The 14,214-nt window shown below is 43.9% G+C and carries 15 protein-coding genes and 1 tRNA gene; 14 read left to right on the top strand and 2 right to left on the bottom strand.

Annotated features, from left to right (window positions below):
- The first annotated feature begins 47 nt into the window (after window positions 1-47).
- The 4 genes from leuA (at window position 48) to B649_RS10655 (ending at window position 4,126) form a co-directional block, all read left to right on the top strand.
- A complete protein-coding gene (leuA, locus tag B649_RS10670) occupies window positions 48-1,715 on the top strand; it encodes a 2-isopropylmalate synthase (RefSeq protein ID WP_015654538.1) in 1,668 nt (555 codons plus the stop codon).
- Window positions 1,716-1,980: 265 nt separating this feature from the next.
- On the top strand, window positions 1,981-3,156 hold the full coding sequence (locus B649_RS10665) for a hypothetical protein (RefSeq protein ID WP_015654537.1): 1,176 nt from the start codon (window positions 1,981-1,983) through the stop codon (window positions 3,154-3,156).
- 33 nt (window positions 3,157-3,189) lie between these two features.
- Window positions 3,190-3,684 carry a hypothetical protein gene (locus B649_RS10660; protein ID WP_015654536.1) on the top strand — a complete coding sequence of 165 codons (495 nt, stop codon included), beginning with the start codon at window positions 3,190-3,192 and terminating at the stop codon, window positions 3,682-3,684.
- Window positions 3,668-4,126, top strand: a complete 459-nt coding sequence (locus tag B649_RS10655) for a response regulator (RefSeq protein WP_015654535.1) — start codon at window positions 3,668-3,670, stop codon at window positions 4,124-4,126. The genes B649_RS10660 and B649_RS10655 overlap by 17 nt, the downstream gene beginning before the upstream one ends.
- Before the next feature lie 99 nt (window positions 4,127-4,225).
- Here the strand turns inward: B649_RS10655 and B649_RS10650 are convergent, their stop codons facing one another.
- Complete coding sequence (locus B649_RS10650; RefSeq protein WP_051013665.1) at window positions 4,226-4,498, bottom strand: DUF2442 domain-containing protein; 273 nt, start codon at window positions 4,496-4,498, stop codon at window positions 4,226-4,228.
- A 125-nt stretch (window positions 4,499-4,623) separates the two neighbouring features.
- Between B649_RS10650 and B649_RS10645 the strand changes: the two genes are divergently transcribed.
- From B649_RS10645 to B649_RS10600, 10 genes are all read left to right on the top strand, one after another.
- Window positions 4,624-4,884, top strand: a complete 261-nt coding sequence (locus B649_RS10645; protein WP_015654533.1) for a DUF4160 domain-containing protein — start codon at window positions 4,624-4,626, stop codon at window positions 4,882-4,884.
- 11 nt (window positions 4,885-4,895) lie between these two features.
- Window positions 4,896-5,129, top strand: a complete 234-nt coding sequence (locus tag B649_RS10640) for a DUF2442 domain-containing protein (RefSeq protein WP_015654532.1) — start codon at window positions 4,896-4,898, stop codon at window positions 5,127-5,129.
- A gap of 73 nt (window positions 5,130-5,202) precedes the next feature.
- Window positions 5,203-7,752, top strand: a complete 2,550-nt coding sequence (gene alaS, locus B649_RS10635; RefSeq protein ID WP_015654531.1) for an alanine--tRNA ligase — start codon at window positions 5,203-5,205, stop codon at window positions 7,750-7,752.
- Entirely contained in the window at window positions 7,752-8,288 is a 537-nt protein-coding gene (locus tag B649_RS10630) for a hypothetical protein (protein WP_015654530.1), read from the top strand. Before alaS ends, B649_RS10630 begins: the two co-directional genes overlap by 1 nt.
- 65 nt (window positions 8,289-8,353) lie before the next feature.
- Window positions 8,354-8,899, top strand: coding sequence for a septum formation inhibitor Maf (gene maf, locus B649_RS10625; protein ID WP_015654529.1), 546 nt, complete (start codon window positions 8,354-8,356; stop codon window positions 8,897-8,899).
- Between the two features lie 9 nt (window positions 8,900-8,908).
- Window positions 8,909-9,661: a M48 family metallopeptidase gene (locus tag B649_RS10620; RefSeq protein ID WP_015654528.1), complete on the top strand. Its 753-nt coding sequence runs from the start codon at window positions 8,909-8,911 to the stop codon at window positions 9,659-9,661.
- The gene (locus B649_RS10615) at window positions 9,658-10,764 is read left to right on the top strand and encodes a pyridoxal phosphate-dependent aminotransferase family protein (RefSeq protein ID WP_015654527.1); all 1,107 of its coding nucleotides are present in this window, start codon (window positions 9,658-9,660) and stop codon (window positions 10,762-10,764) included. The genes B649_RS10620 and B649_RS10615 overlap by 4 nt, the downstream gene beginning before the upstream one ends.
- Before the next feature lie 4 nt (window positions 10,765-10,768).
- Complete coding sequence (locus B649_RS10610; RefSeq protein ID WP_015654526.1) at window positions 10,769-11,467, top strand: ATP-binding cassette domain-containing protein; 699 nt, start codon at window positions 10,769-10,771, stop codon at window positions 11,465-11,467.
- 35 nt (window positions 11,468-11,502) lie between these two features.
- Window positions 11,503-13,467 carry a PBP1A family penicillin-binding protein gene (locus B649_RS10605; protein ID WP_015654525.1) on the top strand — a complete coding sequence of 655 codons (1,965 nt, stop codon included), beginning with the start codon at window positions 11,503-11,505 and terminating at the stop codon, window positions 13,465-13,467.
- A 52-nt stretch (window positions 13,468-13,519) separates the two neighbouring features.
- Window positions 13,520-13,594, top strand: a tRNA-Gln gene (locus tag B649_RS10600).
- Between the two features lie 15 nt (window positions 13,595-13,609).
- Here B649_RS10600 and B649_RS10595 read toward each other — a convergent pair.
- Window positions 13,610-14,173 (bottom strand): DedA family protein, encoded by a 564-nt coding sequence (locus B649_RS10595; protein WP_015654524.1) that lies wholly within the window; start codon window positions 14,171-14,173, stop codon window positions 13,610-13,612.
- Window positions 14,174-14,214 lie beyond the last annotated feature (41 nt).

Here is a 14,214-nt window from a genome sequence, read left to right as displayed (position 1 = left end):
TGCCCTCAGCAAGAGCAATTGAGAAGAGATTATTATAGGAGTTTCGTATGAAACACGCATCTGTGGGCAAATACCGCCCTTATCCACAAGTTGATTTGCCAAATCGTATTTGGCCATCTAAAACCATCACGCATGCCCCTATCTGGTGCAGTGTCGATCTTCGCGACGGAAACCAAGCGTTGATCACCCCGATGAATTTGGATCAAAAACTCTCTCTCTTCTCACTCTTGCTGAAACTCGGATTTAAAAATATCGAGGTAGGATTCCCTTCCGCATCGAAGGTCGAATTTGACTTTTTACGCACCCTTGTGGAGCAAAAGTTAATCCCTGATGACGTGACGGTTCAAGTCCTCGTCCAAGCGCGCGAACATTTGATCGATAAAACATTTGAAGCGTTAGCCGGGGTCAAAAAAGCAATTGTCCATTTGTATAACTCCACCTCGGTGGCACAGCGTAAGATCGTCTTCGGCAAAGAACAAGATGAGATCATCGCGTTAGCGATGGAGGGTGTCGATATGGTCAAAGCCCGCGCAGCGAAGCACGATGGCGAAATCATGCTCGAATACTCCCCTGAGAGTTTTACGGGGACGGAGTTGGAATTTGCCGCCCGTATCTGTAACGCTGTGACCGAACGCTGGGGGATTAGTGCAGAGCGTAAAGTGGTGATTAACCTTCCGGCGACGGTCGAGATGGCGACACCGAACGTTTATGCCGATCAGATCGAGTGGATGAGCCGACATTTGAGCAACCGTGAGCATGTGCTGATCTCGACCCACACCCACAATGACCGTGGAACCTCGGTTGCGGCGACGGAGTTGGCGTTGCTCGCGGGGGCAGATCGTGTCGAGGGGACGTTGCTCTCTAACGGCGAGCGCACCGGAAACGTCGATATCATCACCCTCGCGCTCAACATGTACACCCAAGGGGTTGATCCGGAGCTTGATTTCAGCGATTTAGAGACGGTGGTTCGAGTCGTCGAAGAGTGCACCGATATGAAAACCCATGAGCGTCACCCCTATGTCGGTGAACTCGTATATACGGCGTTTTCAGGTTCCCACCAAGATGCGATTAACAAAGGGTTAGCGTATCAGCGTGCCAAAGACGATGCATTCTGGGAAGTACCGTATCTTCCAATCGATCCTCAGGATGTTGGGCGCAACTACGAGGGGATTATTCGTATCAATTCCCAATCGGGCAAAGGGGGAGTTGCCTACGTACTCGAAGATAAATTCGGCTATTCGCTGCCGAAAAAAATGCACCCTGAAATCGGAACCATTGTCCAAAAAGTAACGGACGAAGCGGGACGCGAACTCTCAAGCGAAGAGATTTTAGAGATTTTTGAAAAGACCTATTTCGGTGAACCGCACGACATCGAGTTTGTTGATTATTCAGTTCTCTCGGAGAGCGCCAAAGAGCACTCCGCCAAATGTGTGTTGGAATACACCCATAACGGCAAAACGATCCGAAGCGAAGGGCAGGGAAACGGACCGATCGATGCGTGTAAAAATGCGTTGATGGTGGAATATTCGCACAATTTTAAAATTCTCTCGTACTCGGAACATTCACGCGGAGAGCTTTCCAGTGCCGAGGCGGTAGCCTATATCGAAATTCAGACGGAGAGTTTGGAGAAATTTTTCGGAGTAGGGTGTGATAATGATATCACGGTCGCTTCGATTAAAGCGATGTTTAGCGCTCTTAATCGGGCGTTTTCATAACTCCTCCGTCATTCCGTGCTCGATACGGAATCTATGATTATTTTTATCTTCGTCATCCTCGGGCTTGACCCGGGGATCCATCCCCGTTCGAGGTGAGCCTGTCGAACCATGAACGCTCTTCGATCCTCTTTTTCCACCTTTCTGAAGTGGAACACATCTTTAAGCCAAACTAACATAGAATATTCCAATAACATCTTTTGAAATGAGTGAATTATTAAATTTTTGAAATGGTTGTCTTATTTAATGAAATATATTGAAGAATCGAATGTTTAAAATAATCACTTTTGATAATTGCCAAGCAATAGCGCCTAAGTGTATTATGGAAATAAAGCACGGTGGATTGTTGCCAAAAGGTGGCGGTATATGGATAATTGTAAATGAAATAAAGCCAGCAGATTTGTATCTATACCTATATGCTAAATTTGGTTCTCCAAATGGATTACAAAATTTATTGCGTAAGAATGATTCAGACAATTTGATTCATTGGGATTGGACATTAGCTTGCAGTGAAGGTATGATCTGTATTTTAGGACTTAATTTAAGAACAGAAATACATTTTATTGGAAATTGGGATTTAGATCATTGCGAGAAAGAGCAACTGATTTCTTATATCAAGCAGGATTTTCAGAATTACGGCGAGAAAATGTCAGTAATCAGAAAAGAAATTCTACAAGATTGGGATATGTTCATTAATCCATACAAACAGATAAAAGAGGCAATAGATCAGCTAAAGATAGATCTTGATTCATTGGATTTAGATCCTGAGAATGAAGCAATAGCAAATCCAAAAGGTGCTGATTCATTTAATACTTTTGCTGATGATTTTTCTAAAATGATGGTTAAATATAATCGTGCTGTTGGATATTCAATGGCTTTGAAAGTAATGATTCCTATCTTAGCAGAATCATTTATTAATTTCTTAATATTCGTACTTTGCCGACCAGATATAAAAAATAATGCTCGCTTATTTGATACATTTGTACGATCTAATATAGATGTGAGAGTTCAGTCATTGCATATAAATTGTATTGGCTTTATTCAACCAGTTGATTGGAAGCATGATGCATGTCAAAAATACAACTCCATTGTAAATGGAAGAAATGATTTACTTCATGGAAATATTGCTCTAAATAAACTCAAATTTTCAGAAATTTTTTTTAATGATAAAGTTCCAGTATTTAAAAAATATGAAACAATGTGGCAACAATCTATAGGCGTTTCAATAAATGCTTCGGGACTAAAAGATGTTAACGATGAGTTACTAATTGTTAGTACATTTATTGATTATATTTATTCATGCCTTGATAATAAAATTAAAGAACAAGTTCAACTTATGTCAGAAAAAAGAGATCTTGGCTTAAATAAAAAAAATGGAATCTTAGGCATTTTATTGCCTGATCATTTAGCCGATTTTGGGGTAGTTATTCATACAATTGATTAGTTTATTTTTAACATTATCATAGAAGGTCATAATATGGAAAGTCTATTAAGTACAACGTTATTAACAATAGCAGTTACTTTACTTACATTATTCGCTAAGTCACATTTTGAACTAAAAAAAGCAAAATATCAGGCTAAAATTACCCATTTAAGTGATTCATTGAAGGCCATTTTAGAGGCAATATCTGCAATACAATCAATGAAGGATTCTTTGCAAATTATTTTAGAAGCATTTGAAGATGCGATGAGTAAAGAACATGTGATAGAAAAAATTAATTTATCTACGGAACGATTAGTGAAAGCATATGAAGAGTATGGTGGTTACTTATCTCAAGATGAAATTCAGCCATTTCATAAAGCAAAAAATTTATCTTTACGATCTCAACCTGTTTTGACAAATATGCTAAAAAATGTAGATTATCCATCCGAGCTTCAAAAAGCTGATAAAGAGAGTATTAAAATTATCCGCGATGAATTAACAGACTTTCAAAATAGACTCAGGGACTATAGAGATGTCAGACGAAATTAATTTAGACCTTGTTACATTAGCAAATTCTTTAAAAAAATATTCTGTGTTAGTAGTTGATGATGAGGAGATAGCTTTACAATTATTTTCAACTACATTAAAAAACTTCTTTAAACATGTTGGTGTCGCACAGCATGTGTCCGTTGCGATAGATAAAATGAATGAATACCCATATGATGCATTAATAACTGACAATATACTACCAGATATATCTGGCACGGAATTAATCAAAAGAATCAGAAATGGTGAGGCTGTCAAAAATGAGGAATACAGAAAAAAAATTGAAAATATGCCTATATATTTAATAACACATTCTGTAGAGTCACATCTATCTGAAGTATTAAATCTAAATCATGTGTATTATTTACATAAACCTTCTTTGAAAACTCAAACAATACTTAAAATGCTTTGTATATTAGAAAAAACACTTGAAAGTAATAGGTGAATAGGGTTAGCTATTCAATCTTTACTTTTTATTCTATTTTCTTAGATCAAAATGCAAATAAAACTGGATTCCCAATCGAGTTGGGAATGACGAAAAAATTTACGACGCAATCAGCGGAAATCGTTCAGGGTGTTCGATAATATCAACGGTGAGGTCAATATCCAAATCAGGCCAATAAAGATGACCGTTCTCATAGGTTTCGACATTGCCGATTTTTGCTACAGAAGCATCTTTAAACCACGGGAAAGTTTCAAAAGACATAAACAGCTCTTTCCCCTCGGTTAGAATCCATATGCCATTAGGGGAAATGTTGGTGATTTCAGTTTCCAAAGTGTGCCTCCCAAGCATTTTTAAAAGTTTCAATATTTTCATTTGTCATTGTTTCAGAATAGGGGTCATGTATTCAATCTTCATTTTTTTAATTTATTTCAAAATGCAATATAATTTCATCTACAGATAGCACATCGTTACAATGACTGATAAAAAGGGAGTTGACGATGCCTGAAATTAGCCGATTTTATGGAATACGGGTGATGATGTTTTATGATGAGCATAATCCACCCCATTTTCATGTAGAATACAATGAGTATAATGCGGTAATACGAATCGCCGATTTAGCGATTACCGAGGGGAAACTCCCGCCCAAAGCGGCAGGATTGATCGTCGAATGGGCGTTAGCGCATAAAGACGAGCTGGCTAGAGATTGGGAATTAGCTCAAAACGATCAAAGACCAGAAAAAATTGAACCCTTGAAATAAGGAGTAGTAAAATGAAATATACCGTTGTCGATGCCCATTATTTGCACGATTACAAAATCGATATGACATTCGAAGATGGTAAACACGGAATTGTTGATTTGAGTGAGTATACCAAACGCGGTGGGGTGTTTGCTAATTTTGGTCACATCGATTATTTTAAAAGATTCTCAATTGATTACGGAACATTAGTCTGGGATGGAGAAGTAGACATCGCACCCGAACGACTTTACGAAAAAGCTGTATAGAAACTCTAATTCTCCTTTTACCCCATCTTCGCTATAATCGCGCAATTTTTACCAATACTGTGAGTAAACCATGATGGATGTCCGCGAAGCCTTTTTGGCCTTTTTTGAATCAAAACAACACGCACGGGTTCCGAGTTCTCCCCTCGTACCCGATGATGCAACCCTCCTTTTTACGAATGCCGGTATGGTTCCGTTTAAGTCTATTTTTACGGGCGATATCCCTATCCCTGCCAATCCGCGTGCGACCAGCGCCCAAACCTGTATCCGTGCCGGGGGCAAGCATAATGACTTAGAAAATGTCGGTCATACGGCGCGTCACCACACGTTTTTCGAGATGCTCGGGAACTTCAGTTTCGGCGATTATTTCAAAGAGGAAGCGATTGCCCATGCATGGGAGTTTGTGACGGAAGTGATGAAACTCCCTGTTGATAAACTCTGGGTAACCGTCCATGAGAGCGATGATGAAGCCGAAGAAATCTGGAAAAAACACATTTCCGCCAACCGCATTATGCGTTTGGGAGATAAAGACAACTTTTGGCAGATGGGAGATACCGGACCGTGCGGACCGTGTTCGGAGATTTTTGTCGATCAGGGTGCGGAACATTTCAACGGCCCTGAGGATTATATGGGGGGAGACGGTGACCGATTCCTCGAAATCTGGAACCTCGTATTTATGCAGTATGAGCGAAACGCTAAGGGTGAGTTGAAACCGCTTCCGAAACCCTCTATCGATACGGGGATGGGATTGGAACGTGCCACGGCGGTACTCGAGGGGGCACTCAGCAACTACGATTCAACCCTCTTTATGCCGATTATCCGTAAAGTTGAAGCCCTTATCGGTAAACCCTATACCTATGCAAGCGGTGCGTCGTACCGTGTTATCGCCGATCATATCCGTACGGCTACTTTCCTCCTCGCGCAGGGGACAAACTTTTCGAATGAAGGGCGGGGATACGTTCTTCGCCGAATCTTGCGTCGTGCGGTTCGTCACGGTTACTTGCTCGGATTTACCAAACCGTTTATGTTTGAGGTTGCCGACACCGTCGCCGAATTGATGGGGAAACAATATCCGTATATCGTCGAAAAACTAAGTGTTCTAAAAGAGCAAATCATGCTCGAAGAGGAGCGCTTTTTCAAAACGATTCAGTCGGGGATCGAACTCTTTAATGAAGAGTTGAAAAATACCAAAGAGACCTTTAGCGGTGAAGTGGCGTTTAAACTCTACGATACGTTCGGATTCCCTCTCGATTTGACTGAGGATATGTTGAAAGAGAAACATCTCGCCCTCGATGTTGAGACGTTTGAAACACTGATGTTAGAACAGCGCAAACGGGCAAAAGCGGCATGGAAAGGCTCAGGTGACGCACACGTCGAGGGGGATTTTAAAACCCTTCTTGAGACGTTCGGTGTCAACTCCTTTATCGGATACGCGTATACGAAAGCACCGGTAAAAATCCAAGCCCTTTTGGGTGAGAATTTTGAGAGAGTTGATCAGTTGCACGCTCACCAGAGCGGATGGGTACTCCTCGAAGAGACTCCGTTTTATGCGGAGAGCGGTGGACAAAGCGGCGATATCGGAACTCTCGGAGAGAAAGCGGTTGTAACCGAAACAAAAAAATTCCACGGGTTGAATCTTTCACACATCGAGACCAAAGCGACCCTCAGTGTCGGTGAGAGCGTTGAAGCGATTGTCGATCCATCACGTAACGAGGTCGCGAAACACCACTCGGCAACCCACTTGTTGCACGCGGCATTGTATGAGCAGTTGGGGGAACATATCTCTCAAGCAGGATCATTGGTTGAGCATAACCGTCTCCGTTTCGACTTTTCACACCCTAAAGCGATGTCTCACGAGGAGATCGCTTTCGTCGAAGAGCGGGTGAACTATCATATCTTCCATGCATTGGAAGGGATGACCCGTGAAATGAGCATCGACGAAGCGAAAAAAAGCGGGGCGAAAGCGCAATTCGGTGAAAAATACGGCGATACGGTACGCGTCGTCAATTTCGGAACGGCATCGGTCGAGTTCTGCGGCGGTATCCACGTCGATAACACGGCAACCATCGGGACGTTTGTCATCGTAAAAGAGAGCGGTGTCAGTGCAGGTGTTCGTCGTATCGAAGCAGTGTGCGGAAATGCCGCTTACAACCTCTTTAAAGCGAATCGACATTTACTCGAAGAAGTAGAAGCATCGGTTAAAAACCGCGATGTATTAGCAGGGATTGAGCGTCTTAAAGAGCAGGTTAAAACGCTCAAGTCTGAGATGTCGGTATTGGCGTCAAGCACTAAAGAAGAACTCTCCGTGAGTATGATGGGCAATACCGTAGTTGTTGTTGCCGAACTCACGGCAGGCGATATCAAAGAGCGGATTGATGAGTTTAAAAATGCGCATGAATCGGTTGCGGTGATCCTTTTCCAAATCAAAGACGATAAAGTCCTCCTCGCAGCAGGTGCCAAAAACACGACTGTTAAAGCAGGTGATTGGATCAAAACCATCGCACCGATCCTCGGCGGCGGTGGCGGCGGACGTCCTGATTTCGCTCAAGCGGGGGGAAAAGACGCTTCTAAACTCACAGAGGCCAAAGAGGCGGCATTGGCGTATGTAACGAAGGAACTCTCATAATGAAAGAGTTTTTAGTCGAAACATTTGCACATCATCGTACATTGATCGTTTTTTTACACGTTATCAGTGCGGTCGTTTGGGTAGGTGGGATGATTGCGATCCGTTTTGCGACTCACCAATCGCTTGCGCTCATTAGTGATCCGAAACTACGACTAGAACGTGCAGCCCATACGTTGAAACGTCTTTTTGCGATTGTGACGCCGTTCGTGATTGTTTTAATCGTAACTGCAGTGCTAATGGCGGTAGGACTCGGATTCCGTGCCGCAGCGATGGACCCAATGGGGAATGTGATTGATGAATATGCGATGAGTTTGTATAATACGATTCATATCAAAGAGGCGATTTGGCTTATTATGGCGTTGAATTTGGGTGCTATGATGTGGCGTCGAGCTAAAGCAGAAACAGCACTCAAAGAGGGAAATCTCGAAAAAGCCAAAGAGATGCTCGCTCTTATCGCACAATATATGGTTCCGGTGAATATCGTGTTGGGTATTACCGCTATCTTTATCGGTGTTGTATTAAGAAATGCGTATTAACGTCATTGCGGACTTGATCCGCAATCTTAGATCCTGAATCAAGTTCAGGATGACAAAGGGATTTAATGGTTCGTCTTGCCTCTTCTTCGATTACCCGCGCTGAACTTCTAAGAGCGGCAGGTATTCCGTTTCTTCAAGAGTCAGTCGATTTTGATGAAGACTCTATACTCGCCTCCTCTCCTAAAAACTTTGTTTACCAAGCGACACTCGGAAAATACCGCGTTAATTTAGAAAAGTTCGGTTGTAATGATTATCCTCTCCTTGTCGCCGATACGGTTGTAACGGCACACGGCAAGATTTTGCGCAAAGCCAAAGACGAAGCGGATGCGAGAGCGATCTTAGAGATGCAAAGCGGTTCGGATGTCGCTATTATTACCTGTATGATCTATAAAACTCCCCGTTTAGAATTAGTGGATATCTCTTCGACCCACTATTTTTTTGATGTTTTTGACTCCCAAAAAATTGAGGAATATCTGCACAGTGGTGAGTGGCGAGGTAAGGCGGGAGCGTGTATGGTGGAGGGATTCTGTAAACCTTATATTCGTGAAGTTCGAGGCTTCGAGAGTACGGCAATGGGATTGTCGGTTGAAGTCTTAAGAGCGTTTCTATAGGAGGATGCGATGAAATTACTATCCACAGTACTTGTAGGATTATTGTTGGTCGGATGTATCAAAACACCGGTGACCAACCGTACCCAGTTTATGATGATCTCTCCCGATCAAGAGATGGCTTTGGGTGCTACCGAGGCAAAGAAAGTCGTAGAAACCTCTAAAATCAGTACCGATAAAAAACTCCAAGAGCGGGTAAAACGAATCGGTGAGAAAATCGCTGCGGTAAGCGGACGGAGTGATTTTGCCTGGGAATTTACCGTGATCCAAGATGATACGCCTAATGCTTTTTGTCTGCCGGGAGGGAAAGTCTTTTTTTACACGGGGATTTTGAAAATTACCGAAAACGACGATCAAATCGCTACCGTGATGGGACATGAGATAGCCCATGCACTTGCCCGCCATGGGGCAGAGAGAATGTCGATGCAAAGTGCGAGCAATATCGGTGCACAGGTATTAGCCGCAGCGTTAAATGTTCCCGCACAATACCAAAACCTCTACGCTCAAGCGTACGGAGTAACTTCCCAAGTGGGACTTATCCTCCCTTACAGCCGGAAATTCGAGCATGAAGCCGATCAAATCGGGGTGTATTTGATGTACAAAGCGGGTTATAATCCCGCCCAAGCGCTCAAGTTTTGGGAAAATATGGGGCGTTTATCGAAAAGTTCTCAAAAGCCGCCCGCATTTCTCTCGACCCATCCGGCCGATGATGAACGTATCCGCGAGATTCGAGAATACATAGCACAGCTTCCCGCCACCCGATGAATAATCCCTACAAAAGCGAGCTTAATGCTCTGAAACGTTCCGGCCGTTACCGTGAACGTCATGTTCGTGATGCTTCACTCATCGATGCCGCATCGAACGATTATCTAGGGTTGGCGCATAAGAAAGAACTCCATAGAAAGGCGTGTGAAACTCTATCCCGCCACAGTGACCATGCGCCCAAAGCTTCGATGCTCGTAAACGGCTATCATCCTATTCATGCGGAATTTGAGTCAGCATTATGCGAAGCGAACGGTTTTGAATCGGGGATCGTTATGGGGAGCGGATTTAACGCCAATGTCGGATTGATCGAAGCGCTTGTCCGCAAAGGGGATGTACTGCTTATGGATGAGGAGTATCATGCCAGCGGTGTTGCGGGTGCGCGTATGTGTGAGGGTGAGGTGATCTTTTTCTCCCATAACGATGTAGCCGCGTTTGAATCAGAGCTTTTGCATGCACGGGGGAAACGGATTATTGTCGCGGTTGAGGGGATTTATTCGATGGGGGGTGACTGTGTGCCCCGAGAGATTATCGAACTCTCAATAGCACATGACGCCATTTTGATTTTGGATGAAGCGCACAGCAGCGGGGTAATCGGGGAACATCTGATGGGGATACTCGATTATTATACAATTGCACCGACACCATTGATGATTAAGATGGGGACACTGGGCAAAGCGTACGGAAGTTTCGGTGCTTATGTCCTCTCCTCACGTCATATCAGCGACTATCTCATTAACCGTGCCAAAAACGTGATTTATGCGACGGCTCCCTCGCTTTATGATACGGCGCTCGCCTATCATGCCCTGCAATTTATACAAACTCATACAGAAGAGCTGCGCGATCAAATAAGTACCCGTCAAAGGATTGTTAAAGCGATACTGGGACTTGAATGTGCTGGGTTGATTGTTCCGATTGTCATCGGGGATAATCGTGAAGTGATGCGGTTACAGGCGCAGCTCAAAAATGAGATGGGGACACACGTCGGGGCGATTCGGCAGCCAACGGTGAAAAAAGCGATCCTCCGCCTCATCGCACGCCTTGAAATGGATGAAGCGCATTTGGCTCAGGTGTGTGAGCGATTAACGCAGATTTGGGTAAAATAGCATCATGAATACGATTCGTATCGATCAGCTCAAAATCACTCACGCAGGTGACGTGCTGGTGGATATTGCATTTGAGATTCGGCGTTCATTGGCATTAGTGGGAGCAAGCGGAAGCGGTAAGTCGTTAACGCTTAAAGCTCTTTTGGGACTTTCGGATCCGGCATTGGACGTTTTGATTGAGAAACAGTGTGATTTTGAATGGCAGCGGGGCCAGAGTATCGCTTTGGTTCCCCAAAATCCGTTTACCGCGTTATCGCCGCTCACACGGATCAAAGATCAAATGTTTCTCCCAAAAGAGCAGAGTATTGGGTTATTTGCTCTGCTGGGTTTGGATGAATCGCTATTGGATCGGTTTCCTCCCGAACTCTCAGGAGGACAGCTTCAGAGGGTAGTGGTTGCAATCGCTTTAGGCTCGAATCCCAAGCTATTATTGCTGGATGAGCCGACAACGGCGTTGGACCCTGCTTCAAAAGAGGCTATGGTTGAATTGCTGAAAACATTGCAAGAAAAAATAGGCTTTAAGATGCTGTTTGTTACCCATGATATGGGGGTGGCATCGTCATTGTGCGAAGATATTTGCGTTTTGAGAGAGGGGCGCGTCATCGAACAAGGGAAAATCGATGAGATTACGCGTGAGCCCAAAGAGAAATATACCCAAGCGTTAATCGACGCTGAATTTAAAACCAGGGAATTTAGAAATTGATCAACTCCTATGAAGAAGTACCGCTAAGGGTGAGAATGAAAAAATATTTTATGATTACAATCGCGTTTGTTGTGATGATTCCGATCGTTTTTTTAGGGTATCTTATTTACTCGTTTGAATACGAAACTCAAAAACTGATTCAGTATCAACCGCGTCTAACGACCGAAGTGTACGATCGTAACGGAAATAAAATTGCCAACCTTTTTAGCGATGAACACCGCTATTACGTCTCGTATGAAAACATTCCTCCGCGTCTTATTGAGGCACTTTTGGCAATCGAAGATACGATGTTTTTTGAACATCACGGGGTGAATCCTGATGCAGTTATGCGTGCGATCATCAAAGACGTGAGTGCCGGAAAGCTCAAAGAGGGGGCGAGTACCATCACGCAGCAGTTGGTTAAAAATACCCTTTTGACCCGTGAGAAGAAATTCTCCCGTAAATTCAAAGAGGTTCTCTACTCGATCCGTATTGAGCAAGAGTTGAGCAAAGAACAAATTTTAGAGCGTTATTTCAATGAAATCTATTTAGGGCACGGATACTACGGAATTAAAACGGCAGCGGATGGCTATTTCCGCAAACCGCTTAAAGATCTCAGTCTAAAAGAGATCGCAATGCTGGTCGGTCTTCCGAAAGCTCCGAATTTCTATTCTCCGACCCGAAACTATGAGCTCTCTCTCGGACGGGCCAACCGTGTTATCGGGCGTATGTATGAGTTGGGATGGATCGATCAAGCCACCTATGAAAAAGCGACACAGGAACGACCGAAAGTTTATAACGATACCCTCAGCAAAAACTCGGGCCCCTACATTATCGATGAGGTAATGCGTCAACTCGGTGATGCGTTTCCCGATATCCGCAGCGGCGGCTACAAGATTTACACCACCATCGATATGAGACTTCAAGAATCGGGGTACAAAGCCCTTCAATCGGGTCGTGATGAGATTTTAAAACGGGCACAGGAAGCGGGAGATTTGGATGAGAATATGCAGCGTCAGCTCAACGGTGCCCTTATCAGTCTTGATCCCCGTAACGGAGAGATTTTAGCGATGGTTGGGGGGTATGATTATTCACTCAGCCCTTTCAACCGTGTAACGCAGGCAAAGCGCCAACCGGGTTCGGCATTTAAACCGTTTATTTATCAAGTAGCATTGGACAGTGGAATGTCCCCCTCTTCTATGGTTCCCGACATCGCACGTACTTATACCTATGCGGGTGATGACGGTGAGGAAAAAACGTGGCAGCCGAAAAACTATAAAAATGAGTATAAAGGGATGGTTACGATCCGTAATGCCCTGACCCATTCTCGTAACCTTGCAACGATTAATATGGTCAGTGATATGGGATTTCAAAAAGTGGTAGAGGGGCTTAGACGTTACGGTATTACCGAAAACCTTCCACCCGATCTCTCGATTGCATTGGGAACAATCTCTATTTCCCCTATCGATTTGGCGAAATACTATACGATGTTTTCGAGCGGAGGAGCTTTGACCAATCCTATGTTGATACGTCAGGTCATTACTCCAAAAGGGGAGACGATCCGATATGAAAACAAAAGCCGTCAAGTCAATACCCCTGAACAAATCTATCTGATGACCTCTATTTTAAAAGATGTTGTCAGTCACGGTACGGGGACCACAGCCCGTGTCGGAGGGATGGAGATTGCCGGTAAAACCGGAACGACCAATAATAACGTCGATGCGTGGTTTGTAGGATATTCACCGACCGTAGAGACGGTTGTTTGGTTCGGAAATGATAACAATACGCCGATGCGCCGCAGTGAAACCGGTGGACGGGCAGCCGGTCCGGTTTTCCGCTATTATTATGAAGATATGTTACGTATTTATCCAAATACCAAACGCTACTTTGACCTTCCGGCAGGGGTTTACCGTGCACCGGTTAATGACGCAAACGGTACTGAAGAGTATACTGACACGTCAATGGCACCGGATACTACGCAAGAACAAGGGCCGAAAACCGAAGAAAAACTATTGTTTTAATCCGTATAAAACTTTCTTAAGGGGAATTTTTCTACAATTCCCCTCTCAACATTGGGGTGTCGCCAAGCGGTAAGGCAACTGGTTTTGGTCCAGTCATTCGGGGGTTCGAATCCCTCCTCCCCATCCACACTCAGCTTCTTTTCTATTTTTGTTTTTTTGTTGCTAACGAGAGATAAAACCAAACACTTCCACCGACAATGATCAACATAACCGGAGCCAAATACGGTTTATCCGCCACAATTTTATACCCTTCGATCAAGGCCCCGCCGAAAAGATAGCTTCCCCCACCGACAATAACTGCCCAAATGGCTGCACCCAGTGCGTTATAGCCGCTGAATTTCCAAAAATCGTATTTGGTTAACCCGACAGCGATAGGGACAAGCGTCTTGAGCCCATATATGAATTTTTTAATGATAATGATCCATGAGCCGTGTTTTTTGAGAAGAAGATGGGAAAATGCGAGTTTACGGCGATGTTTTCTAAAATATTCCATCATCTCTTTTTTGTGATATCGGGACATGTAAAACATGAGTGAATCGCCGATGAAGTTTGCACTAAAAGCGATTGCAATGGAGAGAGACAGATCCATTTTTCCCATAAAACTGAGAACTCCCGCACCCAATAAGGCGACAAACCCCCCGCCAAGGGAATAGAGAAAGAGTACAATGTAGCCGTACGTCGAGAGGTTGTTTAACATATCATCCATTTGATTTTTAACGCCACAGGAGTAAAACCCCTGTGTCTACG

It is taken from the genome of Candidatus Sulfuricurvum sp. RIFRC-1 (genome assembly GCF_000310245.1).
Lineage (GTDB): Bacteria > Campylobacterota > Campylobacteria > Campylobacterales > Sulfurimonadaceae > Sulfuricurvum.
The sequence above is the reverse complement of the archived record's forward strand: the minus strand, read 5'-3'. Positions and strand labels throughout refer to the sequence as shown.

What these genes read in the sequence shown, in the direction of transcription:
- leuA (WP_015654538.1), top strand. Translation starts at nt 48, where the DNA reads ATGAAACACGCATCTGTGGGCAAATACCGCCCTTATCCACAAGTTGAT.
- B649_RS10665 (WP_015654537.1), top strand. Translation starts at nt 1,981, where the DNA reads ATGTTTAAAATAATCACTTTTGATAATTGCCAAGCAATAGCGCCTAAG.
- B649_RS10660 (WP_015654536.1), top strand. Translation starts at nt 3,190, where the DNA reads ATGGAAAGTCTATTAAGTACAACGTTATTAACAATAGCAGTTACTTTA.
- B649_RS10655 (WP_015654535.1), top strand. Translation starts at nt 3,668, where the DNA reads ATGTCAGACGAAATTAATTTAGACCTTGTTACATTAGCAAATTCTTTA.
- B649_RS10650 (WP_051013665.1), bottom strand. Translation starts at nt 4,498, where the DNA reads ATGAAAATATTGAAACTTTTAAAAATGCTTGGGAGGCACACTTTGGAA.
- B649_RS10645 (WP_015654533.1), top strand. Translation starts at nt 4,624, where the DNA reads ATGCCTGAAATTAGCCGATTTTATGGAATACGGGTGATGATGTTTTAT.
- B649_RS10640 (WP_015654532.1), top strand. Translation starts at nt 4,896, where the DNA reads ATGAAATATACCGTTGTCGATGCCCATTATTTGCACGATTACAAAATC.
- alaS (WP_015654531.1), top strand. Translation starts at nt 5,203, where the DNA reads ATGGATGTCCGCGAAGCCTTTTTGGCCTTTTTTGAATCAAAACAACAC.
- B649_RS10630 (WP_015654530.1), top strand. Translation starts at nt 7,752, where the DNA reads ATGAAAGAGTTTTTAGTCGAAACATTTGCACATCATCGTACATTGATC.
- maf (WP_015654529.1), top strand. Translation starts at nt 8,354, where the DNA reads ATGGTTCGTCTTGCCTCTTCTTCGATTACCCGCGCTGAACTTCTAAGA.
- B649_RS10620 (WP_015654528.1), top strand. Translation starts at nt 8,909, where the DNA reads ATGAAATTACTATCCACAGTACTTGTAGGATTATTGTTGGTCGGATGT.
- B649_RS10615 (WP_015654527.1), top strand. Translation starts at nt 9,658, where the DNA reads ATGAATAATCCCTACAAAAGCGAGCTTAATGCTCTGAAACGTTCCGGC.
- B649_RS10610 (WP_015654526.1), top strand. Translation starts at nt 10,769, where the DNA reads ATGAATACGATTCGTATCGATCAGCTCAAAATCACTCACGCAGGTGAC.
- B649_RS10605 (WP_015654525.1), top strand. Translation starts at nt 11,503, where the DNA reads ATGAAAAAATATTTTATGATTACAATCGCGTTTGTTGTGATGATTCCG.
- B649_RS10595 (WP_015654524.1), bottom strand. Translation starts at nt 14,173, where the DNA reads ATGGATGATATGTTAAACAACCTCTCGACGTACGGCTACATTGTACTC.